At 44.7% G+C, this 25,568-nt stretch carries 19 protein-coding genes; 13 read left to right on the top strand and 6 right to left on the bottom strand.

Annotated features, from left to right (window positions below):
• Positions 1–372: 372 nt before the first annotated feature.
• Together nrdE and nrdH are read right to left on the bottom strand one after the other, a co-directional pair.
• A complete protein-coding gene (gene nrdE / locus INT76_RS02715; protein ID WP_212571928.1) occupies positions 373–2,532 on the bottom strand; it encodes a class 1b ribonucleoside-diphosphate reductase subunit alpha in 2,160 nt (719 codons plus the stop codon).
• A 67-nt stretch (positions 2,533–2,599) separates the two neighbouring features.
• Positions 2,600–2,821: a glutaredoxin-like protein NrdH gene (gene nrdH, locus INT76_RS02710; RefSeq protein ID WP_212571926.1), complete on the bottom strand. Its 222-nt coding sequence runs from the start codon at positions 2,819–2,821 to the stop codon at positions 2,600–2,602.
• A gap of 297 nt (positions 2,822–3,118) precedes the next feature.
• On the opposite strand from nrdH, the gene acnA reads away from it, so the two are divergent.
• The 6 genes from acnA to INT76_RS02680 all read left to right on the top strand — a co-directional run bounded on the left by acnA (position 3,119) and on the right by INT76_RS02680 (position 11,847).
• Positions 3,119–5,791: an aconitate hydratase AcnA gene (acnA, locus tag INT76_RS02705; RefSeq protein ID WP_212571924.1), complete on the top strand. Its 2,673-nt coding sequence runs from the start codon at positions 3,119–3,121 to the stop codon at positions 5,789–5,791.
• Positions 5,785–6,903, top strand: coding sequence for a citrate synthase (locus INT76_RS02700; RefSeq protein ID WP_212571921.1), 1,119 nt, complete (start codon positions 5,785–5,787; stop codon positions 6,901–6,903). The genes acnA and INT76_RS02700 overlap by 7 nt, the downstream gene beginning before the upstream one ends.
• 3 nt (positions 6,904–6,906) lie before the next feature.
• Positions 6,907–8,088 carry an NADP-dependent isocitrate dehydrogenase gene (gene icd / locus INT76_RS02695; RefSeq protein WP_212571919.1) on the top strand — a complete coding sequence of 394 codons (1,182 nt, stop codon included), beginning with the start codon at positions 6,907–6,909 and terminating at the stop codon, positions 8,086–8,088.
• 194 nt (positions 8,089–8,282) lie between these two features.
• Positions 8,283–8,546: a phosphocarrier protein HPr gene (locus INT76_RS02690; RefSeq protein WP_212571917.1), complete on the top strand. Its 264-nt coding sequence runs from the start codon at positions 8,283–8,285 to the stop codon at positions 8,544–8,546.
• Between the two features lie 4 nt (positions 8,547–8,550).
• Entirely contained in the window at positions 8,551–10,284 is a 1,734-nt protein-coding gene (gene ptsP, locus INT76_RS02685) for a phosphoenolpyruvate--protein phosphotransferase (protein WP_212571915.1), read from the top strand.
• 138 nt (positions 10,285–10,422) lie between these two features.
• Positions 10,423–11,847 carry an NADP-dependent glyceraldehyde-3-phosphate dehydrogenase gene (locus INT76_RS02680; protein WP_212571913.1) on the top strand — a complete coding sequence of 475 codons (1,425 nt, stop codon included), beginning with the start codon at positions 10,423–10,425 and terminating at the stop codon, positions 11,845–11,847.
• Between the two features lie 76 nt (positions 11,848–11,923).
• On the opposite strand, the gene INT76_RS02675 is transcribed toward INT76_RS02680, so the two are convergent.
• Positions 11,924–13,411 carry a DUF1846 domain-containing protein gene (locus INT76_RS02675; protein ID WP_212571911.1) on the bottom strand — a complete coding sequence of 496 codons (1,488 nt, stop codon included), beginning with the start codon at positions 13,409–13,411 and terminating at the stop codon, positions 11,924–11,926.
• 275 nt (positions 13,412–13,686) lie between these two features.
• Between INT76_RS02675 and INT76_RS02670 the strand changes: the two genes are divergently transcribed.
• Positions 13,687–14,955 (top strand): MFS transporter, encoded by a 1,269-nt coding sequence (locus INT76_RS02670; RefSeq protein ID WP_212572998.1) that lies wholly within the window; start codon positions 13,687–13,689, stop codon positions 14,953–14,955.
• Between the two features lie 11 nt (positions 14,956–14,966).
• Positions 14,967–16,010, top strand: coding sequence for an ArsR/SmtB family transcription factor (locus INT76_RS02665; RefSeq protein WP_212571909.1), 1,044 nt, complete (start codon positions 14,967–14,969; stop codon positions 16,008–16,010).
• Between the two features lie 24 nt (positions 16,011–16,034).
• On the opposite strand, the gene INT76_RS02660 is transcribed toward INT76_RS02665, so the two are convergent.
• Entirely contained in the window at positions 16,035–17,033 is a 999-nt protein-coding gene (locus tag INT76_RS02660) for an acyltransferase family protein (RefSeq protein ID WP_212571907.1), read from the bottom strand.
• A gap of 142 nt (positions 17,034–17,175) precedes the next feature.
• Between INT76_RS02660 and rnc the strand changes: the two genes are divergently transcribed.
• Genes rnc through ftsY form a run of 5 tightly spaced genes read left to right on the top strand, consistent with a single transcriptional unit; the run spans position 17,176 to position 24,267 of the window.
• Positions 17,176–17,862, top strand: a complete 687-nt coding sequence (rnc, locus tag INT76_RS02655; RefSeq protein ID WP_212571905.1) for a ribonuclease III — start codon at positions 17,176–17,178, stop codon at positions 17,860–17,862.
• A 2-nt stretch (positions 17,863–17,864) separates the two neighbouring features.
• Positions 17,865–21,401 (top strand): chromosome segregation protein SMC, encoded by a 3,537-nt coding sequence (gene smc, locus INT76_RS02650; protein ID WP_212571903.1) that lies wholly within the window; start codon positions 17,865–17,867, stop codon positions 21,399–21,401.
• Entirely contained in the window at positions 21,398–22,207 is an 810-nt protein-coding gene (locus INT76_RS02645; RefSeq protein ID WP_212571901.1) for a Cof-type HAD-IIB family hydrolase, read from the top strand. Before smc ends, INT76_RS02645 begins: the two co-directional genes overlap by 4 nt.
• Entirely contained in the window at positions 22,197–23,009 is an 813-nt protein-coding gene (locus tag INT76_RS02640; protein ID WP_212571899.1) for a Cof-type HAD-IIB family hydrolase, read from the top strand. The genes INT76_RS02645 and INT76_RS02640 overlap by 11 nt, the downstream gene beginning before the upstream one ends.
• A gap of 1 nt (position 23,010) precedes the next feature.
• A complete protein-coding gene (gene ftsY / locus INT76_RS02635; protein ID WP_212571897.1) occupies positions 23,011–24,267 on the top strand; it encodes a signal recognition particle-docking protein FtsY in 1,257 nt (418 codons plus the stop codon).
• 26 nt (positions 24,268–24,293) lie between these two features.
• On the opposite strand, the gene INT76_RS02630 is transcribed toward ftsY, so the two are convergent.
• Together INT76_RS02630 and INT76_RS02625 are read right to left on the bottom strand one after the other, a co-directional pair.
• Positions 24,294–24,854 carry a GNAT family N-acetyltransferase gene (locus INT76_RS02630; RefSeq protein WP_212571895.1) on the bottom strand — a complete coding sequence of 187 codons (561 nt, stop codon included), beginning with the start codon at positions 24,852–24,854 and terminating at the stop codon, positions 24,294–24,296.
• A 2-nt stretch (positions 24,855–24,856) separates the two neighbouring features.
• Positions 24,857–25,534 (bottom strand): DNA alkylation repair protein, encoded by a 678-nt coding sequence (locus INT76_RS02625; RefSeq protein WP_212571893.1) that lies wholly within the window; start codon positions 25,532–25,534, stop codon positions 24,857–24,859.
• Positions 25,535–25,568: the final 34 nt, after the last annotated feature.

Raw genomic sequence — 25,568 nt, 5'->3', positions numbered from 1 at the left:
ATTATTGTATCATATTTTCTTCTAAAAAACGCCCCAAGGACGTTCTCTGGATAGGTCGTAAGCCACTTAGGTACTGATATATAGTCAGTACCGTTCATTCATTAAATGCCTTAGCATCAATGAACGGTAGTGTTGTACGACACGCAGAAACTGAAGAAATTGCATCTTCAGTTTCGAAGTTAGTAAGGTAGCTAGCTAATCCGCCATTAGCGGTTAGCGTAGTTTAGCTAGTTGATTTATCAACAGCTAAACTTGCTACGTTGGAATTGAGTTCGGGCTAAGGACTTGGCAAAAAAGATAAATCCCTACGAGATGCAAGACATCTCTATGGTATTTCCTATTTTTGCTGTGTCCTTTTAACGCCCTTACATCTTAGATCACACAACTTTCACATTGGTTTGCACCGACTTCTTCGCCGTCATCGGTAAAGGTACGGATGTAGTAGATGGACTTGATTCCCTTGTTAAAGGCATAGTTGCGAAGGATAGAGAGGTCGCGCGTGGTTTGCTTGTTCTCTTTCTTCCATTCATAGATGCCTTTTGGAATGTCGCTACGCATAAAGAGGGTCAATGATAGGCCTTGGTCAACGTGTTCCGTTGCAGCAGCATAGACATCGATGACCTTGCGCATATCCATATCATAGGCGGATTTGTAGAAAGGAATGGTTTCTGTTGCCAAACCTGCAGCAGGATAGTAGATTTTACCGATTTTCTTTTCCTGACGTTCTTCAATCCGTTGGGTAATCGGGTGGATGGAAGCAGATACGTCGTTGATGTAGCTGATAGATCCGTTTGGTGCAACGGCCAGACGGTTTTGATGGTAGAGGCCGTCTGCCTGAACCTTTCTACGGAGGTCAGCCCAATCTTGACCGCTTGGAATAAAGATTCCTTCAAAGAGTTCTTTTACTCGAGCAGATTTTGGTTGGTAATCACCAGTTACATACTTGTCAAAGTAGGTTCCGTCTGCGTACTTCGATTTATCAAAATTATGGAAGGTAGCCTTGCGCTCGCGGGCGATATTGTTGGACTCAACCAAGGTCCAGTAGTTGAGGAGCATAAAGTAGATATTGGTAAATTCTACTGCATCTTTTGAACCGTAATCGATAAGATTTTGAGCCAGATAGCTATGGAGCCCCATGGCTCCAAGTCCGATAGAATGGGCTTGGCTGTTGCCGTTTTCGATAGAAGGAACAGCAGAAATGTGGGAGTGATCAGTGACAAAGGTCAAAGCGCGTGTCATAGCACGGACAGAGCGGCCAAAATCAGGTGATTTCATGAGGTTGACAATGTTGGTCGAACCAAGGTTACAAGACACGTCTGTTCCCAGAGTCAAGTATTCTTGTGAATCATTGAGTTCGCTCGGAGTTTGAACTTGAAGAATCTCAGAACAGAGGTTGGACATGATGATTTTGCCGTCAACTGGGTTGCTTCGGTTTGCTGTGTCGATATTGATAACATATGGGTAGCCGGATTCCTGCTGGAGCTTCGAAATCTCGGTTTCCAAGTCGCGAGCTTTGATTTTTGTCTTGCGAATATTTGGATTGGCTACCAATTCATCATACTTTTCAGTGATGTCCAGATAGCTGAATGGCACACCGTACTCCAATTCGATAGAGTAAGGGCTAAAGAGATACATATCTTCATTTTTACGCGCCAACTCGTAGAATTTATCAGGAATCGTAATACCCAGTGATAGGGTTTTTACACGCACTTTCTCGTCGGCATTTTCCTTCTTAGTAGAAAGAAAGGCGATGATGTCTGGGTGGAAGACATCGAGGTAAACAACCCCAGCCCCTTGACGTTGCCCCAATTGGTTGGAGTAGGAGAAGCTGTCCTCGAAAAGTTTCATAACAGGAACCACACCAGAAGCTGCTCCTTCGTAGCCCTTGATTGGTGCGCCGGCTTCTCGCAAGTTGCTGAGGGAAATGCCAACCCCACCACCGATACGGGACAATTGCAGAGCAGAGTTGATGGAACGGCCAATTGAGTTCATATCGTCTGTTACTTGGATGAGGAAGCAAGATACCAACTCACCGCGACGAGCACGGCCGGCATTGAGGAAGCTTGGAGTTGCAGGCTGGTAACGAAGATGAATCATTTCGTTCGCCAAATCCATAGCCAAGTCCTCATTGCCTTCAGCAAAGTATAAGGCGTTGAAAAGAACACGGTCTTCCATGCTTTCCAAGTAGTAGGCACCATCGTTGGTTTTCAAAGCGTACTGATTGTAGAACTTGTAGGCAGCCATGAAAGACTTAAATTGGAAATTTTGCTCCTTCAAAAAGTGAGCCAATTTTTCGATAAAGGCTGGGCTGTATTGTTCTAAGAATTCTTTTTCAAGGTAGTTTTCTTCTAATAAGTAGGCGATTTTTTCTGTAATGCTCTCAAACTGCTTTGTATTTGGAACAACATTTTCCTTAAAGAAGGCCTTGAGGGCTTCTTGATCCTTATGGAGTGGAATCTGTCCATTAACAGGGCGGTTGATCTCATTGTTAAGACGGAAATAAGACACATCTCCTAATTCTTTCAAACTCATATTAACTGTATCTTTCTATCGTAATAAGGTGGGTACAGACCCAGATGGTTTCTAGTAGACGAAAACCTTATGATACAAGGTTTTTTAATTTGGCTGGTTGGAAACCTGAGAAGGTTTCGGTTCCAGTTTCGATAACTGGAGCAGCTGAAAATCCAAGGTCTTTAACGTGTTGGATATATTCTGGTTCTTCGTCAAGGTTGATTTCTTTAAAGGCAACATTGTGTTGTTCTAAGAAACGCTTGGTCATTTTGCATTGGACACAGTTGTTTTTTGAGTAAACGGTTACCATAGTTTTCTCCTTAAATTTAATCACCAGTATAGAATACAATGAAAGGACAGAAAAGTCAACTTTTAAAGACTAAATATTGTGTCTGAATGGGACGTTAAACACCATATGTAGTATAAAACCTTGATGTCATGCGGTTTTGTTCAACTTGTTTTTTTTGTAGGGCTAATGCGGTCTTATTGTTGTGTCTGAAAAACAAATAAAACAATGTTATAAAATATAACACAAAGAGTCAGGAGTGGATTGTTTTATTATACAAAGCGCTGTATAATATTAGCAAAAACGATAGAGGTGGACTGAATGGGAAATCAATACAAAAACCAACTGCGTCTTTTAAATAAAGAATATGCCTATTTTGATATTGCCAGAGCTTGCCAAGATGAGGGAGTTTCTATTTATACACTTCCCTACACGATTCGGATTTTGCTTGAAAGTTTAATCCGGAAAGAAGATGGTGTTGATGTTACTAAATCTCACATTTTAAATCTAATTTCTTATCAAGCACAGTCTCCTCTCGGTGAGGTTCCCTTTAAACCTAGCCGGGTTATCTTACAGGATTTCACCGGAGTTCCGGTGGTGGTTGACTTGGCTTCTATGAGAGATGCGGTAGTCAAATACGGTGGGAATCCAGAGTTGATTAACCCTGAAATTCCTGTTGATCTGGTAATTGACCATAGCGTTCAAGTGGACTACTTCGGCAGCAGCGATGCCTTGAACAAAAATATTGAACTGGAATTTGAGCGCAATATGGAGCGCTATCAATTCCTTAAGTGGGCGGAGCAATCTTTTGAGAATTACCGAGCGGTTCCGCCTGCGACAGGGATTATTCATCAGGTGAATATCGAGTTTCTCAGTGATGTGGTGATTGAAAAGGATGGAGTGCTGTATCCGGATTCTATGTTTGGAACAGATAGCCATACTACGATGATCAATGGTATTGGCGTCTTAGGTTGGGGTGTCGGCGGAATCGAGGCTGAAGCGGCTATGTTAGGAGAAGCTTCGTATTTTCCGGTACCGGAAGTTATCGGTGTTCGGCTGACGGGGAGTTTGCCCAAGGTTGCTACTGCAACGGATTTAGCCCTCAAGGTCACTCAGGTCTTGCGTCAGGAAAATGTTGTCGGTAAGTTTGTGGAATTTTTTGGTTCAGGTTTGGAGTCCTTGAGTTTGGCGGATCGAGCAACGGTATCGAATATGGCGCCGGAATATGGCGCGACCTGTGGTTATTTTCCTATTGATCAGGAAACCTTGGAATATATGCGCCTGACCAACCGTTCGGATGAAACGATTGCCTTGACAGAGGCCTATGCAAAAGCCAATCACCTCTATTACGATAAGGATAGAATACCGACCTATACGAAGGTTGTTGAGATTGATCTGTCCGACATTGGGCCATCTATATCAGGTCCTAAGCGACCGCAAGATTTGATTGAACTGGCCCAAGCGAAAAATGAATTCCAAGCCAGTCTGGTTCGAGAAGTGGGAGTTCGCGGTTTTGGGCTAGGAGTCGACGAACTTCAAAAAACAGCGCAGGTGACCTTTTCGACAGGGGAAGAAACCATTCAAACAGGTCATGTAGCCATCGCTGCCATTACTTCCTGCACCAACACCTCAAACCCGTATGTTTTGCTAGCGGCTGGTCTGCTGGCTAAAAAAGCGGTTGAGAGAGGGTTGACAGTTACCAAAACGGTGAAAACCTCCCTTGCCCCAGGCTCTAAAGTGGTAACAGGCTATCTGCGAAATTCAGGTTTGCAGACTTATCTGGATACTCTAGGTTTCAACCTTGTTGGCTATGGTTGCACCACCTGCATAGGAAACTCTGGAGATTTGTTGCCAGAAGTAGCAGAAGCCATTCGCAAAGAAGATTTGCTGGTGTCGGCGGTCTTGTCTGGCAACCGAAACTTTGAAGGACGCATCAATCCGCTTGTGAAGGCCAATTTTCTAGCCAGCCCACCCTTGGTGGTAGCCTATGCGCTGGCTGGTACGACCAATATTGACTTGACCAGTCAACCTCTTGGTAAAGATACGGATGGCCAGCCGGTTTATCTAGCGGACATTATGCCTGACCGCGCAGAAGTGGACGCCTACATCGAGCGATTTGTAACCCGCGATCTTTTCGAGGAAGAGTACAAGCAGGTCTTCTCAGATAGTGAGGCCTGGAATGAGATTGCAACGGGACAGGAGAAAAATTACGCCTGGGATGAGGCATCCACCTATATTCAAAATCCACCCTACTTTGATGCTCTAGAAGAAGAATCTGCAATTAAACCATTGAAGGGGCTGGCGGTTCTTGCTAAGTTTGGTGATTCGGTGACAACCGACCATATTTCTCCGGCAGGGAACATTGCTCGGATTAGTCCTGCTGCTCAATACCTGATGGACAAAGGGATTGACTACATGGACTTCAATTCGTATGGTAGCCGTCGTGGCAATCACGAGGTAATGATGCGGGGAACATTTGCCAACATTCGTATAAAAAATGAATTGGCAGATGGTAAAATCGGGGGGTGGAGCTACTATAAAGGTGATATCCTCCCTATCTACGAGGTAGCTATGCGCTACAAAGAAGCTGGAATCGGTAGCCTAGTTATCGCAGGAAAAGACTATGGTATGGGCTCTAGCCGGGACTGGGCTGCCAAAGGAGCAAATCTTTTGGGGGTGAAAGCAGTGCTGGCAGAATCCTTTGAGCGGATTCATCGTTCCAATCTTGTGATGATGGGGGTTCTCCCGCTTCAGTTTATGGAAGGGCAGACGGCGGATAGTCTTGGTTTAACAGGTTTTGAAACCTATGACATTGACCTCCCTCACAATCCTCTAGTGGGACAGTTGGTCACAGTTAGAGCCTATTCTGAAACTGGAAACAAGGAGTTCCAAGCGATTCTGCGCTTTGATGCAGATGCGGATATTCGTTACTATCAGAACGGGGGAATCCTACCAATGGTTGTTAGGAAGAAATTAGGAGACTTAATATGTTAGATGCAATGGGTTTGAAAGATACGATTGCTTGTGATACACGTATTTGTGCAATCGAAAATGATGCCTTGTCTTATGCAGGCTACGACATGTCGGAGTTGATGGACAACAACGCTTCTTTTGAGGAGGTTATCTATCTCCTCTGGAATTTACACTTGCCTACTCAGGTTGAACTCAATCATTTTGAAAAAAGCTTGCGCTCAGAGTATGCGATTTCGGATGCAGTAGAGCAATGTATTTTGATTCAATCACGCAAACACCTACATCCGATGAGTGTCTTGCGTTCAACCGTATCACTCTTGGGAGTTTACAATGTTCATGCAGAAGAAAACACCCTGGAGGCACTCTATGATCAATCTATCCAAATCATGGCTAAAGTACCGACTATTATCGCGGCTTTTGCGCGACTGCGCCAAGGATTAACACCGATTGAACCTAGGGAAGATTTGGGATTTGCAGCCAATTTTCTTTATATGCTCAAGGGGCAAGAGCCGAGCGAGCTAGAAGTTAAAGCCTTCAACAGGGCTTTGGTTCTACACGCAGATCATGAGCTGAATGCCTCAACTTTTGCGGCGCGAGTAACAGCTTCAACCTTGGCTGACCTCTATTCCTGTGTGACCACGGCCATTGGTACCCTCAAGGGTTCGCTTCATGGTGGGGCAAACGAGCGCGTCTTCGATATGCTTTTAGCCATCCGTGAAAGCGGAGATACAGAGGCTTATTTGCAGCAGAAACTTGATTCCAAGGAAAAAATTATGGGCTTTGGCCACCGCGTTTACAAGACGGTTGACCCTAGGGAAAAATACCTGAAAGAAATGGCGAAAGATCTGACAGAAGGAGGAGAAGATGCGGATTTCTTTAGACTTTCAGAAGAAGTTGAAGACTTCATTCGCAATAAAAAAGGCTTGATACCCAATGTAGATTTTTACTCTGCGACAGTCTATCATGTCCTAGGTATTGACAGCGACATCTTTACCTTGATTTTCGCCATGAGTCGAATGGCAGGCTGGATTGCCCATGTGCAGGAGCAAAAGAAAAACAACAAGTTGATTCGTCCTCGTTCTCAATACAAAGGATTGACCAATCTCACATATATCCCGATAGGAAAGAGGTAAGTGATGTCAGAAAAAATTAGGATGATAAATGGACAATTGCAGGTTCCAGCTGAGCCAATCATTCCTTACATTGAAGGAGATGGTGTAGGTCAGGATATATGGAAGAGTACTCAGACCATAATCGATGCTGCGGTTGAAAAAGTGTATGCAGGAAAGCGTCGAATCAAATGGCAGGAAGTTTTGGCGGGTGAAAAAGCGTATGCGACAACAGGTACTTCGCTGCCAAAGGAAACATTAGAAACCATCAAAAGCCATCTAGTTGCCATCAAGGGTCCTCTTGGAACACCAGTTGGTGAGGGACATCGTTCGCTCAATGTGGCCCTGCGACAGGAACTTGACCTGTATGCCTGTGTACGCCCTATTCGTTATTTCAAAGGAGTACCCAGTCCTTTAAAAGAGCCTGAAAAGACAGATATGACCATCTTCAGGGAAAATACAGAGGATATTTATGCTGGCATTGAGTGGGAGATGGGAACAAGAGAGGTCAAGCAGGTCATTGACTTTTTAGAAAACACCATGCAGGTCAAAAAGATTCGTTTTCCACATAGCTCTAGCATAGGAATTAAGCCGATTTCCAAGGAAGGCAGCCAGCGCCTGATTCGGGCTGCAATTGACTACGCTTTGGAGAAAAATCTCAAACGCGTAACCCTTGTTCACAAGGGGAATATTCAAAAATTCACCGAAGGCGGTTTCCGAAAGTGGGGCTATGAACTGGCTGAACATGAATATGCGGATGCTCTACATGACGGCCGCTTGGAAATCAACGATATTATCGCAGATAATTTTCTTCAGCAGATCTTGCTGGCTCCTGAGAAGTTTGATGTGGTTGCTCTGACCAATTTAAATGGTGACTATGCTAGCGATGCGCTAGCAGCTCAGGTGGGTGGGATTGGGATTGCCCCAGGGGCCAATATCAACTACCAAACTGGCCATGCTGTCTTTGAAGCGACCCACGGAACTGCCCCTGATATTGCCGGTCAGAACAAGGCAAACCCATGTTCCTTGATTTTATCAGCTTGCATGATGTTAGACTATATCGGTTGGCAGGAAGTGTCAGCAGCCCTTATTACTGCTTTGGAGAAGACTATCCAATCAGGCCAGGTAACCGGCGATTTTGCCACAAGTATGGGAGTAGAAGCTCTAACCACCAGTCAATTTGCAAGAAAAATTCTTGAAAAATTGTAAAAGATGAAAAACAGATTTTCTGTTAAAAGCCTAGAGCCGCAAGCCTAGGCTTTATTTGAATGTCAAAGATAAAAGGGATTTTTGAAAGAGATACAAAAAATTCTTGAAAATGATTTCAAAAAATGATATAATCGTGGATGTAAGGGTTATCAAAAATGACCCGCAATTTTGAAAAAACAAAGGAGAATCCAACTATGGCTTCAAAAGATTTCCACATTGTGGCAGAAACAGGTATCCACGCACGTCCAGCAACTTTGCTTGTGCAAACAGCTAGCAAGTTCGCTTCAGATATCACTTTGAACTACAAGGACAAATCAGTAAACCTTAAGTCTATTATGGGTGTTATGAGTCTTGGTGTTGGTCAAGGTGCTGATGTAACCATCACTGCTGAAGGTGCAGATGCTGACGATGCAATCGCAGCAATCACTGAAACAATGGAAAAAGAAGGATTGGCGTAAGGATATGACAGAAATGCTTAAAGGAATTGCAGCATCTGATGGTGTTGCCGTTGCTAAGGCATATCTACTCGTTCAGCCGGATTTGTCATTTGAAACTGTGACAGTGGAAGATACAAATGCAGAAGAAGCTCGTTTGGATGCCGCTCTCGAAGCATCGCAGAACGAGCTTTCTGTTATCCGTGAAAATGCAGTAGCAAGCCTTGGTGAGGAAGCAGCAGCCGTATTTGATGCTCACTTAATGGTACTTGCTGACCCAGAAATGATCGGTCAGATTAAAGAAACAATTCGTGCAAAGAAAGCCAATGCAGAAACTGGTTTGACAGAAGTAACGGATATGTTTATTGCTATTTTTGAAGGCATGGAAGACAACCCTTACATGCAAGAACGTGCAGCAGACATCCGTGACGTAACCAAACGTGTCTTGGCACACTTGCTTGGCGTTCGTTTGCCAAACCCTGCTACCATCTCAGAAGAATCAATCGTTATTGCTCATGACTTGACACCTTCTGATACAGCACAATTGAACAAGAAGTATGTAAAAGCCTTTGTAACCAACATTGGCGGCCGTACTAGCCACTCTGCTATCATGGCCCGCACCCTTGAAATCGCTGCTGTACTTGGTACCAATAATATTACGGAAATCGTTAAAGATGGTGATGTCCTTGCTGTTAACGGTATCACAGGTGATGTGATTATCCACCCTACTGAAGAACAAATCGCAGAATTCAAGGCAGCTGGTGAAGCCTATGCGAAGCAAAAAGCTGAATGGGCGCTTTTGAAAGATGCTCAAACAGTAACAGCTGATGGCAAGCACTTTGAGTTGGCAGCCAACATCGGTACACCGAAGGACGTTGAAGGTGTAAACGATAATGGCGCTGAAGCGGTTGGTCTTTACCGTACAGAGTTCCTCTACATGGATTCTCAAGACTTCCCAACAGAAGATGAGCAGTATGAAGCTTACAAGGCAGTACTTGAAGGTATGAACGGTAAGCCAGTAGTGGTTCGTACCATGGACATCGGTGGAGATAAGGAACTTCCTTACTTTGACCTTCCACATGAAATGAACCCATTCCTTGGTTTCCGCGCCCTTCGTATCTCTATCTCTGAGACTGGTAACCAAATGTTCCGTACTCAGTTGCGTGCCCTTCTTCGCTCATCTGTACATGGTAAACTTCGTATCATGTTCCCAATGGTTGCCCTCTTGACGGAATTCCGTGCAGCAAAAGCAATCTTGGAAGAAGAAAAAGCTAAGCTCTTGGCTGAAGGCGTAGCGGTGGCTGATGATATCCAAGTGGGTATCATGATTGAAATCCCTGCTGCAGCAATGCTTGCGGACCAATTTGCTAAGGAAGTTGATTTCTTCTCAATTGGTACAAACGACCTTATCCAGTACACCATGGCAGCTGACCGTATGAACGAGCAAGTTTCCTACCTCTACCAGCCGTACAACCCATCTATCCTTCGCTTGATTAACAACGTTATCAAGGCTGCTCACGCAGAAGGTAAGTGGGCTGGTATGTGTGGTGAGATGGCAGGTGACCAACAAGCTGTTCCACTCCTTGTGGGTATGGGCTTGGATGAGTTCTCTATGAGTGCAACTTCTGTCCTTCGGACACGCAGCCTCATGAAGACTCTTGATACTGCTAAGATGCAAGAATATGCTCACCGTGCATTGACAGAATGTGCGACAGCAGAAGAAGTTCTTGAATTGCAAAAAGAGTATGTATCTTTTGATTAAACCAATAATGATAGGTCCTTCGGGGCCTATTTTTTTGAATTAGTTCGATGTATTGAATATTTAAAATTTTCTAAAAATATTTGCAATTCACCCTTTGTTATGTTACACTATTCACATTCTACCAAAGGAGGTTGGAGATTGAAAGACTATCAAAACTATGTAAATGGTCAATGGGTAAGCTCTGCCAAAACCCTCACAATTTATTCGCCAATAAATGATGAAAAACTAGGGACAGTTCCTGCTATGTCACAGGAAGAAGTCGATGTGGCCATGGCAGCAGCACGCAAGGCGCTCCCTGCTTGGCGGGCTTTGTCAGCATATGAACGGGCCCAGTATTTGCACAAGGCAGCGGATATCTTAGAAGAGCGCAAGGATCAAATCGGTGAAATCTTAGCCAAGGAAGTGTCCAAAGACATCAAGGCTTCCATCAGCGAGGTCGACCGTTCAGCCCACTTGATTCGCTATGCTGCGGAAGAAGGCCTTCGGGTCTACGGTTCTTCCTTGGAAGGTGGTACTTATGAACCAGCTGCCAAATCAAAAATTTCCTTGATTCGTCGGGAACCAGTTGGTGTGGTCTTGGCTATTGCCCCCTACAACTATCCTGTCAATCTGTCCGCATCCAAAATTGCCCCAGCCCTTATCGGGGGAAATGTGGTTATGTTTAAGCCGCCAACGCAAGGATCTATCTCAGGCTTACTTTTGGCTCAGGCCTTTGCGGAAGCCGGCTTGCCAGCAGGTGTCTTCAATACTATCACGGGCCGTGGTTCTGAGATTGGGGACTATATCATCGAGCATCCGGAAGTGAACTTTATCAACTTTACAGGCTCAACACCGATCGGTCAAAAGGTCGGAAAATTGGCCGGTATTCGTCCCATCATGTTGGAGTTGGGTGGTAAGGACGCAGCTGTGGTCCTTGAGGATGCTGACCTAGACCATACGGCCAAGGAAATTGTCAGCGGTGCCTTCAGTTATTCTGGTCAGCGCTGTACAGCCATCAAGCGGGTCTTGGTCATGGATGCTGTTGCAGACCAGCTGGCTGCCAAATTACAGGCTGAGGTCGAAAAATTGACAGTTGGTGATCCATTTGAAAACAAGGACATCACACCAGTCATTGATGAAAGTTCTGCCCTCTTTATCGAAGGCTTGGTTCAGGATGCTCAGAAAAAAGGAGCAGTAGAATTAACTCCTTACAAGCGGGAGAAAAATCTCATCTGGCCAACCCTTTTGGACCATGTGACAACAGACATGGAAATTGCCTGGGAAGAGCCATTTGGTCCAGTCCTGCCGATTATTCGCGTCAGCTCACTGGATGAGGCCTTGACCATCTGCAACCAGTCAGAATACGGTCTTCAATCTTCCATTTTTACTAGCAATTACCCACTAGCCTTTGATTTTGCTTCTAAATTGGAAGTGGGTACGGTGCATATCAATTCCAAAACCCAACGCGGCCCAGACAACTTCCCATTCTTGGGAGTCAAAGGTTCTGGTGCGGGTGTACAAGGTATTAAGTACAGTATTGAAGCCATGACCAAGGTCAAATCCGTCGTTTTTGATATTCAATAAGTAGGTGCTACTTCCCGGTGCAAAATATAAAAAGTAAAAGCTCAAAACCGCGGTTTTGAGCTTTTTAAAGGTAAAATTAGTGTTTGTGATAAAACTTGTTGTGTTGGTAGATGGGATCAAAGGTGACGTTGATTCCCAGTTTACGGAGAACGTTCTTATCTTCTTCAGGAAGCGTGACAGTAGAGTGGGCTTCGCTTCCCTTGAGATTTCCTAGTTCTTTCATGGCAATATCTGCTTCGGTTTTATTCATAGCGGTAATAGCCAGAGCAATCAGTAATTCGCTAGAATGGAGTCTAGGGTTGCGGTTGCCGAGGTGATTGATTTTGAGATTTTGAATTGGTCGGACATACTCTGGTTCAATCAAATGGGTTTCCTTTGCGATGTTGGCCAATTTTTTAATCGCATTGATAAGGACTGCAGCAGAAGGACCAAAGAGGTCGGAGGTTTTACCGGTGACAATCTCACCATTTGGTAACTCTAGGGCAAGAGCGGGCTGTCCTGTTAGCTCTGCCTTTTGTCGTGCCACAAGTGCAACCTTGCGATCAGCAGGAGTAACCCCGACTTCGTTCATCAGGAGTTCAATTTTTTTCACAGCCTGCTCGCTAACACGCTCAGCCTTGAAGTCAACCAAGGTCTGATAGTAGCGGCGGATGATTTCTTGCTTAGAAGCTTCGATGGCGGCTTCTTCGTTGATGATAGAATAACCTACCATGTTAACGCCCATATCTGTCGGCGAAGCATATGGAGATTTATTTAAGATGCGTTCGAAGGTACGGTTGAGAACTGGAAAGACTTCAATGTCGCGGTTGTAGTTGACGGCGGTTTTTCCATAGGTTTGGAGGTGGAAGGGGTCAATCATATTCAGGTCGTCAAGATCAGCAGTTGCTGCCTCGTAGGCTAGATTGACAGGATGGTGGAGTGGCAAATTCCAGACTGGGAAGGTTTCAAACTTGGCATAGCCAGAAGTAATTCCGTGGAGTTGATCGTGGTAGAGCTGGGAGATACAGGTGGCAAGCTTGCCAGAACCTGGGCCAGGAGCGGTTACGACAACTAAATTGCGGCTGGTTTCGATGTAGTCATTTTTTCCCATACCTTCTGGCGAGATGATGTGGTTGATGTCAGATGGGTAGCCCTTGATAGGGTAGTGGAGGTAGGATTTGATACCGTGCTTTTCCAGCTGCTTGCGAAAGGCATCGGCGGCTGGTTGACCGGCATACTGGGTGATGACAACAGAACCAACATAGATGTCAATATCGTTGAAGGTATCAATCAAGCGAAAGACTTCTTGGTCGTAGGAAATACCCAAATCGCCACGCGCCTTAGAATGCTCGATATTGCTAGCGTTGATGGTGATGACAATCTCAACCTGTTCTTTCAATTCTTTAAGGAGTTTAATCTTATTATCAGGCTCATAACCAGGAAGGACACGAGCGGCATGGAAGTCCTCTAGCATTTTTCCGCCAAATTCCATGTAAAGTTTACCTTCAAATTGGGCGATACGATCCAAGATATGGTCGCGTTGTAGGTTCAAATATTTATTTGAATCAAAAGCAATCTGTTTCATACTGTCAAATCCTCCAAAATAGTATGTTGTCTAGGAAAAATAAAAATAGCTCCCTAAGACTAGGGAGCTTTTATTTACTTATCGACCTCTTCTAGAGGTGCCCGAACAATACTATAACAAACTAAGGCAATCTTGTCAAGAAAAAAACAGAAAGGAGAAATAAAACAGACGCTTAATAAAAATTTTGTTCTTATTTAAATTAACTCTTGACTTTATTTAAATAAAGTGTAAAATAATATTAAATAAACGCTTAATTTGGATTAAAGGAGTTTATGATGAAAAAAATAGTCAACAATAAATTGTTTCTTTCTAGCTTTGTGGCAGACTTGATTTCCAATTTTGGAGATGTCCTTTACTATCTGGCTTTGATGAACTATGTCTTGCTTTTGCCAGACACCAAGTTTGCCTTGGCCATGATTACCGCTTCTGAAACCCTGCCGATTTTAACGGGGCTCTTCATCGGAATTTGGGCAGATAGGACTAAAAATAAATTGGATACCATTCTAGCAACTCTGGTGGTTCGTGTAGGACTGTATGTGGTAGTTGGCTTATTGATGGGATTTGCGCCGGCACTCTGGATTGTAGCAGTGGTCTGCGTCCTCAACTTCCTGTCTGACTTGGCTGGTCAGTACGAAAACGGCCTCTATATGCCAGTCAGTCTTCGGGTGGTAGCGGCAGAAGACCGTGAAACAGCCACGGCTTTTAAGGTGACGGTCAAAAGTCTTTTACAGATTGCTTTCCAAGCCAGCGGTGCTATCCTAATCGGCTTCATGTCTTACCAGAATCTTGCCTTCTTTAACGCAGGAACCTTCTTGGCCAGCCTTGCGATTATGGCAACTCTCCGTCCCGCCCTTGCCAAGCTTTTGAAGGAAAATCCGATTCAGCAGGTTGAGCAAACGGAAACAGGGACTGGTATTGTCAAGGGGATTCGTCAGAGTATCAAAGAATCCTATCAAGCCATTCAAAATATCCCTGTGCTCAAGGCTTCTATTGTTACCATCGCTAGCTTGAATGCGATTTTTACCGCCCTCTCGCCCTTGGTGATTCTTAATATGAAGGAGTTTTCAGGTTTTGTCATTGTTAATACTGGAACTACGATTGCTCTTATTTCCATTCTCTTTTCAGTTGGTAGTATTCTTGGCTCAAGTGTGGGGATAGCTCTGTTCAAAAACGTCAGCTTGCTCAATCTCCTCAAGTTTTCTACCCTTATGCCTGTCTTGCTGTTTTCAGGTTTCTTCCTTCACAATATCTACGTGGTATTAGCAGTTCTTTTTGTGACTGCTGTGACCTTGGGCATTTTTAATCCCAAAATGAACGCCTTGGTGTTAAACGAACTGCCAGAGGATAAGTTGGCAACTGTTGGTGGTGGTATTGATTCTTTCTGCCAGATTGGTATGGTAGCTGGACAAGCCCTGGTTGCTCTTATGGTGACTCTTCTTTCTGCGACAAGTATTTCCCTGATCTTCCTCTTGCTTTCTGTGGGATTGTTGGGCTATACTGTTATTACAGGACATAAACCTAAAAAAGAGTTCGTTCAAGGTTAGAAAGTAGGAATATGAAATTAGATTACCGTGATTATCGAAGTGAGATTGTTGAGAAGTTTTTCATTCCCTTGATTGTCAAGGAGCGTGAAGAGCCGTTTGAGGCGGATTTTTCACAGAAAGAAAAAGACATACTCAAAGATGCCTTGGACATTCGTGATGAGATTGAGGAAAAGCTAGCTGATTTCCGTCAGGAAGTCAACGAGGTCTTTCTCTGGGGCCATATCTTTAATAGTTTGCATAGTCTTTACTTCTATCTCTTGAATGGTGGACAGGATCCAAAGACGGTTGGGGAAGCCTGCCAGCTAATCCTGGCCTTGTCGCAGGAAGAAGTTGAAGAGGCCATGCGAACCATGTTGGCGTCAGAAAATGACGGTCATCGTGAGAAGGACCTCAGCCTCATGGAACTCTTGGAAAAGACGGACAAAAAGCCAGCGGAAAAATGGTATTGGTCGCTAGCCATTCGCAACCCTTTAGAAACTGTTCGGCGTTCTGTCAATCTCTTGTATAAGTTGCTTCCAATCTATCAGCCCTATTTTGAAGAGGCAAGAACGGAGCGAGAAACCTTTGCTAGAGAGTTTGATATTGAAAAACTCTACAGAGAATCCAAGCAGTTAGCTATGACTAGCTTGGATGCTTTGAAGATAGAGAATGCCCAATTCTTTGTCCTCAGTCCATGGTGTTTTTGGTTTGCTTATTACGGCAATGAGCAGTTTGACAATATGAAGGTTGCGCTTCTTGCTTCCTGTCGGATTGACCAGATTTTGCTGTCCAATGAGGAGTTAGATATAGATGACTTGACTAATGCCCTCAAGGTTATCAGCGATAGTACGCGTTATCAGGTCTTGGTGGAACTGACCAAGCCTCATGCCAAGAGCAAGGACATTGCCGAACGACTGGCTATCACAGGGGCAGCTGTGTCTTTCCACACACAAAAACTGATTAACGGCGACTTGCTTCTTTTTAACACGAAAGATAGTGATGTCAAGTACAGTGTCAATCGCGACTTGCTCAAACAGGTGATTGTAAAACTACAGGATGATTTTGATTTGGAGTAAAAGAAAGGCCCGATTTATTGCAAATCAGGTCTTTTTTTGATGTTTAACCAGAAAATGAGCTAACAAGTGGCAAGTCAGTAGACTGATGAGAAAGGTTAGCTGGCCCTTGAGAGCAGGTTCGAGGCCACTGTCTTTTAGGAGGAAGAGGCATATTTCGACAGGGATGAGATGGAGGAAGTAATAATAGTTAGCGTAGTATTTGAGTGCTCCAAGATTTCTTGTTTTGAACAGGTTGCTAGATAGACTGAAAGCTACTAGGAAGGCTGTGAAAGGAATTAGGCCCAGAAAGAAGTTCTTGTCAATCCCTTGGTGGTGAAAGATTAGCCAGCCTTCTAAGGAGAACAACATGAAACTTCCTAGGAGCTTGAGGCCGACTTGTTTCTGAAAGAAGGAGCTGTAATAGTTATCACAAAGGGCGTAGCCAATTAGGATGAAAACGGGTGTGTAAAAGAGGCCGTTTCGGGTGGTAAAAAAGATGTCCATATAGCTTGTAAAGACGGTACCCACGCTGGTTTCTGTCAAAAAAGCAGAGTAGGTTTCGCTACACCCCAACAGATAAAGGAGTAGGGCAAGACAGCTAGTCCAGAAAAAACCTAGTTTCTTCAAACTGACGTTCACTAGAAAAAGTCCAGTCAGAAATGCAGGAATATACCAGAGCTGGTATCCAATCCCTGTATAGGTCAGGCCAATGATGAAAGCAAGGGGATAGGAGGTGAGGGGCAATTGGATGCTTCTCAGATAGAGAACAAAATAAGGTAGATAGAGGGCAGACCAAAAGAGGTACTGACGAATCTGACTCTTAAAATAGGTCAAAGTCTGGTGTTGATTTCTGCGGATGAAAAAGCTGGCGCTAACCATGAAAAAAGGCACAACCATCCGGCCGAAGATACTTTTTTGGATAAAATGTAGGGCATGGTGGTCAAAAACCTTCTGGCTGTGAATGGCAATAACCAAGATGGCCCCTAAAAATTGCAGGAGGGACAGCAGAGAAAGATTGAGGTCTGATAAAGCTGGTTTCTTCATGCTGGCTCCTTTCGATTTCCTTCTTTCATTGTAGCGAAAAAGTAGGAAGTTGTAAATGCTTTTCTGCTTAGAAATAAGGAGGAAAAAGCGCGCCTAATCCATTTTGTGGTATAATAGTAAGGACAGACTAAAAGGAGTTATCATGAAAACATTACAAGAAAAATTAGCTGCCGAATTTGGTATTGAATTTGCGGATTTGCCCTTGCTTGAAACCGCCTTTACCCACACTTCCTATGCCAACGAGCACCGCCTTCTAAAAATTTCACATAACGAACGCTTGGAATTTTTAGGAGACGCTGTTCTTCAGCTGGTCATTTCCAAATACCTTTACCAGAAGTACCCTCATTATCCAGAAGGGGAAATGTCCAAGCTACGTTCGACCTTTGTTCGGGAAGAAAGTTTGGCTGGATTTTCGCGTGCCTGCGGTTTTGATCGCTACTTACGCCTGGGCAAGGGAGAAGAAAAGTCAGGTGGTCGTAATCGCGATACCATTCTAGGAGATGCCTTCGAGGCTTTCTTAGGCGCTCTGCTTTTGGACAAGGGAGAGCAGGTCGTGGAGGAGTTTCTCTATAAGGTCATGATTCCGCAACTGGAGGTAGGCAACTTTGAGCGGGTGACGGACTATAAGACTGCCCTTCAGGAACTGTTACAGGTCAATGGGGAAATCGCTATTTCCTATCAGGTGATTGCTGAGACAGGTCCGGCCCATGACAAGGTGTTTGAAGTAGTAGTGACGGCTGACCAACGGATTATCGGACAGGGTAAGGGCCGTTCCAAGAAATTAGCTGAACAAGCCGCCGCTAAAAATGCAGTGGAGGCTAGAGGATAAGTATGTATCTTAAATCAATTGAAATGCAGGGCTTTAAGTCCTTTGCAGATAAAACAAAGGTTGTCTTTGACCGAGGGGTGACGGCAGTAGTTGGGCCCAACGGTTCAGGCAAGTCCAATATTACAGAGAGCCTACGGTGGGCGTTAGGAGAGTCTTCTGCCAAGAGTCTTCGAGGCGGAAAAATGCCGGATGTTATTTTTGCAGGAACGGAAAGCCGGAAACCTCTCAACTACGCATCGGTCATCGTGACGCTAGACAACAGCACTGGTTTTATTGCTAACCACAATAAGGAAATCAAGGTTGAGCGGCATATCTACCGTTCTGGTGATAGTGAGTATTTGATTGATGGCCAGAAGGTGCGCTTGCGGGATATTCATGATCTTTTCATGGATACAGGACTAGGAAGAGATTCTTTCTCGATTATTTCCCAAGGACGGGTCGAGGCAATTTTCAACTCGAAACCTGAGGAGCGCCGCGCGATTTTTGAAGAGGCGGCTGGAGTGCTGAAGTACAAGACTCGTAAGAAGGAAACGGAGAGTAAACTGGCTCAGGCGCAGGATAACCTCAATCGTCTGGAAGACATTATTTACGAGCTGGACAATCAGGTCAAACCCTTGGAAAAACAAGCTCAGACTGCCAAGAAATTCCTTGATTTGGATGGCCAGAGAAGTGCCCTTTATCTGAATGTTTTGGTTGCCCAACTCAAAAGTGGTCGTGAGCGTCTGACTCTCAAGGAAGAAGAGTTGGCGCAGGTTCGGGAAGACTTGAGTAGCTACTATGAACAACGCAGCAAACTAGAGCAAGAAAACCAAGAACTCAAGAGCCAACGTCACCAGTTAACGGAAGAAGTTGAGCGCAAACAAGCCTTGCTCTTGGACTTGACCAAACTGATCAGCGACCTAGAAAGAAAAATTGAAGTCTATAAACTAGAATCCAGCCAGAATGAGTCCAGCAGACAAGAGGCTCAGGAACGCCTAGCCCAGTTGGGAGAGAAATTAGAAAAGACCCAGCAAGGTTTAGCAGAAAAAGGCCTGCATTTGCAGCATATCGAAGAACAATTGGCGCGTTTAGAGGCTGGTATAGCCGAAACAAATAAGGAAATCGCCTACTTCTCAGAAGACCCAGAGCAAGTTTTGGATCATCTGCGTGAAACCTATGTTCGCCTTTTACAAGAAGAAGCCGAGCTTTCAAACAAACTGACTAAGGTTGAGCAGGATATTGCCAATCAGATTAGCCTTTCAGAGAGTAAGTCAGAGGAGATAAACCGCCTGCTGGCCGAAAAAGAAGCAGGAGAGGCTGAACTGGAGATTAGTCAGTCCGAGCTTGAAGAGACAGTTGCCAAACTCCGCCAGCTCCTAGCAGACTACCAGAGGGAAAACCAAGCCCTAGCAGAGCTAGAACAAGGCTATCAAAAAGAGCAGGGGCTGATGTTTGATCTGTTGGATCAAATCAAAACAAAAAAGGCTCGTCAGGCAAGTTTAGAAGCCATCTTGAAAAATCATTCCAACTTCTACGCTGGCGTTAAAGCAGTTTTACAGAACGCCTCAAAAATAGGCGGAATTGTGGGAGCTGTGAGTGAAAAATTGACCTTTGACCCCCACTATCAGACAGCACTTGAGATTGCGCTCGGAGGGGCTAGTCAGCATGTTATTGTAGAGGATGAGAGAAGCGCTAAGGCAGCAATCGCCTTTCTGAAACAGAGCCGTCAAGGGCGGGCGACCTTTCTCCCCCTGACCACCATCAAGCCGCGCCAATTGGCTGACCATCATACAGCCTCTCTAGTTAAATCAACAGGTTTTCTGGGGATGGCTAGTGAACTTGTGAGCTATGACAGTCGTTTGGGGAATATTTTCCAAAATCTTTTGGGAACAGTCGCTCTCTTTGATACGATTGATAACGCTAATCAGGCTGCGCGTGCTACCAAGTTTCAAGTGCGTCTAGTTACCTTGGATGGAACTGAAATTCGTCCGGGCGGCTCCTTTGCGGGCGGTAGCAATCGGACAAATCAAACAACCTTTATTCAACCGGAACTAGACTCATTAGCTAGTGAGCTTGCAGATTTAGCACAAGCCTTGCAAGCTCAAGAAGAAGTGGTCGCTCATCAGAAAGAAGCTCTAGAGAAGGCTCGTCAACAACTTGATACCATCAAATCTGAAGGAGAAGAAGCCCGCTTAGCTGAGCAGGGAAGCCGTCTTCGCCATGAGCAAATTGGTAAACGCTTGGAAGAAGTGACGGCGCTTTACCAGCTGCAGCTGAGTCAGACCAATCAAGGGCTCTTGGCAGAATTGCAGGATTTGGAACAAGAATACCGCAAGGATTTAGATGGGTTTGCCGGGAAAAAAATCCAGCTAACAGAGCAAATTGAGCAGGTTAAGGACAACCGAGATGCCATTCAGGAAAGTTTACAGGCTCTCCAAGATAAGCTATCAACGCTCAAGCTGGAACAGACACAACTAACCAGTGAGCTGCGCTTTGAGCAGACAAATCTACTTCGCTTAGAAGAAGAAAAGCTCGCGACAGAAAAAGAAATGGCTGTGCTTCAGGATGTTATCGATCAAAAAATTGAGGCCTTGGATGACACCAGTCTGGAAGTTTTAGAAGGACAGTTGAATCAAGCGAATCAGCGCAAGGAAGAAACCGGCCAAGTCCTTATCCGTCTCAAGTTTGAATTAGAAGACGTAGATGGGCAATTTGAAGATTTAGAAGCCCGTCTGGAACAGGCACGTCTGAAAAATGATGACCTCATTCGCAAGCAGGCCAAGTTGGAAGCGGATTGTGAGCAGGCCGCAGATAAATTGAGAAACCTCTTGGGTAATCTGACAGAATATTACAAGATGAGCTTTGAAGAAGCAAGTCAGACCGCCCAACCATTGGATAATCTAGCGAAGGCAGAACAGGAGTTGAAGGAACTGGAACGAGCGATTCGTGCTTTGGGCCCTGTCAATCTGGACGCCATTGAGCAGTATGATGAAGTTTCTAACCGTCTGGTCTTTCTCAATGAACAAAGAGCAGACATCTTATCAGCCCGCGATTTGCTGCTTGATACTATCCATGAGATGGATGATGAGGTGAAAGAGCGCTTCAAACTGACCTTTGATGCGATTAGAGAGAGTTTCAAGACGACCTTCCGTCAGATGTTTGGTGGAGGTTCGGCTGATTTGATTCTGACAACGCCAGACCTGTTGACAGCCGGAGTTGAGATTTCGGTGCAGCCTCCGGGCAAGAAAATCCAATCACTCAATCTCATGTCGGGTGGCGAAAAGGCCCTCTCAGCCCTCGCTCTGCTCTTTTCCATTATTCGCGTTAAAACCATTCCATTTGTCATCCTTGACGAAGTGGAAGCGGCGCTGGATGAGGCAAATGTCAAGCGCTTTGGAGACTATCTCAATCGCTTCGACAAGGACAGCCAGTTTATCGTCGTGACTCACCGCAAGGGAACAATGGCGGCGGCAGATGCCATGTATGGTGTGACCATGCAGGAATCTGGGGTGTCTAAGATTGTTTCTGTTAAACTCAAAGACATAGAAAGTATGACATGATAAAAAAGATTTTTGCAGCCGATATGGATGGCACCTTCTTGAGGGAGGACCATGGTTATGATAAGAAACGGTTTCGTCGTCTAATTGACCAATTCAAGGAAAGAGGCTACTTGTTTGTAGCTGCTAGTGGACGGTCGATACAAAGTCTTAAGCTCGTTTTTGAAGATTTCGTAGACGAGATTGGCTTTGTGGCAGAAAACGGTTCTATCGTGGAGTATCAGGGACAGACCGTTTTTATGGATGACCCCATTCCCCCTGAGGTTTATCTCCCGATTATTGACGGAATTGATGCTGGTCCGTACGGAAGCAGTCGGGCCATGATTTTATCTGGTCGCGAACAGTTCTATTTATTGAAAAATGCAGACTCTCAATTCTTGGAAGCCATGACCAATTATTACTCCCATTTCCACTTGGTAGACTCTTTTAAAGAGGTTCAAGAAGACATCATAAAGCTGAATGCTAAATTCTCCCCTGAGGAAATGGACGATGCTAGACAGTGGATAAATGACTCGTTTGAGGGGATAACAGCCATGACAACGGGATTTGACAATATTGATATAATCCCGCCCGGCTCAAATAAGTCAGTTGGTTTAAGCCATCTTTGTGTCCATCTTGGAGTAACAAAACAAAATGTGGTAGCTTTTGGCGACAACCAAAATGATTTGGATATGATGGCCTTTGCAGGTCACGCTGTTGCAACAGCAAATGCAAGAGAGGAAGTTAAGACGCTTGCAGATCAAGTTATCGGGCATTGCAACGACGAGGCGGTTTTAGGCTATTTAGAGGAGGAAGTAAATGGCAATTAAATTGATTGCGCTAGATTTAGATGGTACACTTCTGACATCGGACAAACGCATTACAGAAGCTAATAAAAAAGCTCTGCGGGCAGCACGCCAACAGGGAGCCTATGTTGTCTTAACCACTGGGCGTCCACTTCAGGCTATCGGTACTTTTTTGGAAGAGTTAGAACTGCTAGGAGAAAATCAGTACTCCATCACCTTTAATGGTGGGTTAGTACAGGAAAATACAGGCCGAATCTTGGATAAAATCGGTTTTAGTATTGAGGATGTCCGTGCTATTCGTCAAGTGACCAATAAATTGGATTTGCCGCTAGACGTCCTTTACGGTGGCGATGTCTACTCACTACCGTCAGCTCATGAATCCCTTTATCTAACCTGCAACCCATTGCTCAATAAAATCATAACCAGCGACGAAGAAATGCCGGAAGACTTTGTCTATAACAAGGCAGTATCGGCGGTTGCTGCGGATTTTCTGGATGGACAGATTCCGAAAATTCCTGCGGAACTGTATGAGCGTTTTGAAATTTTCAAGTCGCGGGATATTTTGCTAGAATGGAGTCCTAAGGGTGTCCATAAGGCAAATGGTCTGGCAAAGTTGATTAAGCACCTCGGGATTGACCAGTCAGAGGTTATGGCCTGTGGAGATGAAGGCAACGACCTTTCTATGATTGAATGGGCTGGGATGGGTGTAGCGATGGCAAATGCGACAGACGAAATCAAGTCAGCTGCCAAACTGATCCTACCCAAAACCAACGACGAAGATGGCATTGCTTGGGTAATTGAAAACTATGTATTAAGCGAGGGCTAATATGGGATTATTTGAACGATTATTTGGACAAGGGGCTCAAGAAGAAAAACAGGCAGAAGCGGTTGAAGAGCTTGAAGCTATCCAGTCAGAAGAAGCTGAACAGGTTGAGCCAGAACAAGAACATGCCGCTCCTGAAGAAGTAGCCGACTCAACATTGACAGCTGAGCAAGAGGAACAAAAACAGCGAACCTTGGACATGATGGCTCAGTATTATGCAGCTAAGGAAGCTGCCGCAGCTCGTGTCAAAGAAGCACAAGAATTAGGTCTAGATCCTGCTGTTCAAACCAAAGCTAAGGAAGAGCTGCTTTCAGAGCCCGCGCAAGTTGCTCAAGAAAGTGAGCAGGACAAGTACCAACGCACGCTGAAAAAGACCCGTACAGGTTTCGGAGCCCGACTAAATGAATTTTTTGCAAACTTCCGATCAGTAGATGAAGATTTCTTTGATGAATTAGAAGAATTGCTGATTTTGTCAGACGTGGGCGTGCAGGTAGCATCAACCTTGACAGAGGATCTACGTTATGAGGCAAAACTACAAAATGCCAAGAAGACGGAAGACCTACGGCGTCTAATTATCGAAAAGCTAGTTGATATTTATGAAAAAGATGGCCAGTTCAGTGAAAAAATCAATTTTCAGTCTGGTTTGACAGTCATGCTTTTTGTCGGTGTCAATGGTGTCGGTAAGACCACCTCTATCGGCAAGCTAGCCTATAAGTACAAACAAGCAGGCAAGAAAGTCATGCTGGTTGCTGCCGATACCTTCCGTGCTGGAGCGGTTGCTCAGTTGGTTGAATGGGGTCGCCGTGTAGATGCTCCTGTTGTAACAGGGCCTGAAAAATCAGACCCGGCCAGTGTTGTTTATGATGGTGTTGAAAGAGCCCTTGCAGAGGGTGTGGATATTTTGATGATTGATACAGCAGGTCGTCTTCAGAACAAAGACCATCTCATGGCCGAATTGGAAAAGATTGGCCGCATCATCAAACGAACGATTCCAGATGCTCCGCATGAAACCTTATTGGCCCTTGATGCCTCAACAGGTCAAAATGCTCTAAGTCAGGCCAAGGAATTCTCAAAAATTACACCGCTGACCGGTTTGGTTTTGACCAAATTGGACGGTACTGCGCGTGGTGGTGTTGTCCTTGCTATCCGTCAGGAGCTGGATGTTCCAGTGAAGTTGATTGGTTTTGGTGAGAAAATTGACGACATTGGCGAATTCAAATCAGAAGAATTTATGCGCGGTTTGCTTGAAGGTCTTGTATAAAAAGAAAGTCGTTAGCTCAGATTGAACTAACGGCTTTTGTTTTTGTCAGTGTTGAGAAGGGAATAGACAGCAATATCGACAATGCCGCGATTGTTTCTTGCTGCTTGACGAAGCGTACCCTCATAGGTCATACCCACTTTTTTCATGACACGACCAGAGGGGGTGTTTTCCGTATCATGGACAGCAACAATACGTAAACAACCGACTTCTTCAAGTAAAAAGCGGCTTACTGCCTCAAGGGCTTCTGGCATATAGCCTTGTCCCCACCACCTACTGCCAAGTACCCAGCCCAGTTCGGCAGCTTGGACTTTTTCATCCAGTCCGACAACAGAAATGTCTCCGATTACTTGTTTGCTTTCTTTGAGCTCGATAATCCATCTGTAAGATGTTTCCTGTGAGTAGGATTGGGTGCAGAATTGGACATAGTCTTCCGTATCTTTAAGAGCTTGATGCCTTTGCCAGGTTAAGTATGTAGTGACTTTCTCATCTGAAGTCCAGTTTTGATAAACATCTGTTGCATCCTTTACCTGAAAGGGACGCAGAAGTAGACGGTCTGTTTCTAAGGTTTGGGTTCCTTTATGCTCCATTCTTATTTCCTCCGTAAAAGCGCCTCAATCCAATCTGGTGCATAGGCAGAAGTACAGCCCTTAGCCACTTTCATATCAGCGTACACAGCGAGGTCTTTACCGATGGTCAGTGCCTTATCTAGATAAGGAGGATAGGCAACAGCAATTTCGACCAAGCACTGATTCATGGTCCATTGTACAAGAGGGTGGGCAGACTGCAGTTGAGTGAAAATGGTATCCAAGGTTTGTTCAATTTCTTCTGAGTTGGCTGTTTTACCCGCAAAGTATTTGGCACGCAGAAACCAGCCCAAGCGTTGAAAGATGGGTTGGGTTTGGGAAAGAAGAACAGTTTCCCATTCTTTGCTATCTTTGCGTTTGGCTAAGATCAGACTGGCAAACTTATCAAGGACATTTTGGGAAACCGATTCCTCCAAGCAGGTTTGTAAGTCCTCCTTGCTCAGTTGATCAGGTTTACTCTTGGCGATTTGAATAGCCAGATACTGAGCCTCTAACACCCCTGTTTGCCAAAGGGGAATAAAGAGGTCAAATTGATTCTTATAGTGTTTGGCCAAGCTAGAGATGGCTCCCATAGGAACACCATAATAAGGCTTGGTTTCATTTAGTTTTTCATAGCGTTTGAGCGTGCCTGTATGGCTCGCTTTCTCAAGAGCCATCAAGATTTCTGAAAGAATAGGTGTCATTGTATATCTCCTAAAAAAACTGGAATGCTCCAGT

Origin of the sequence: Streptococcus oriscaviae (assembly GCF_018137985.1) — a bacterium.
Classification (GTDB): Bacteria; Bacillota; Bacilli; order Lactobacillales; family Streptococcaceae; genus Streptococcus; species Streptococcus oriscaviae.
The sequence above is the reverse complement of the archived record's forward strand: the minus strand, read 5'-3'. Positions and strand labels throughout refer to the sequence as shown.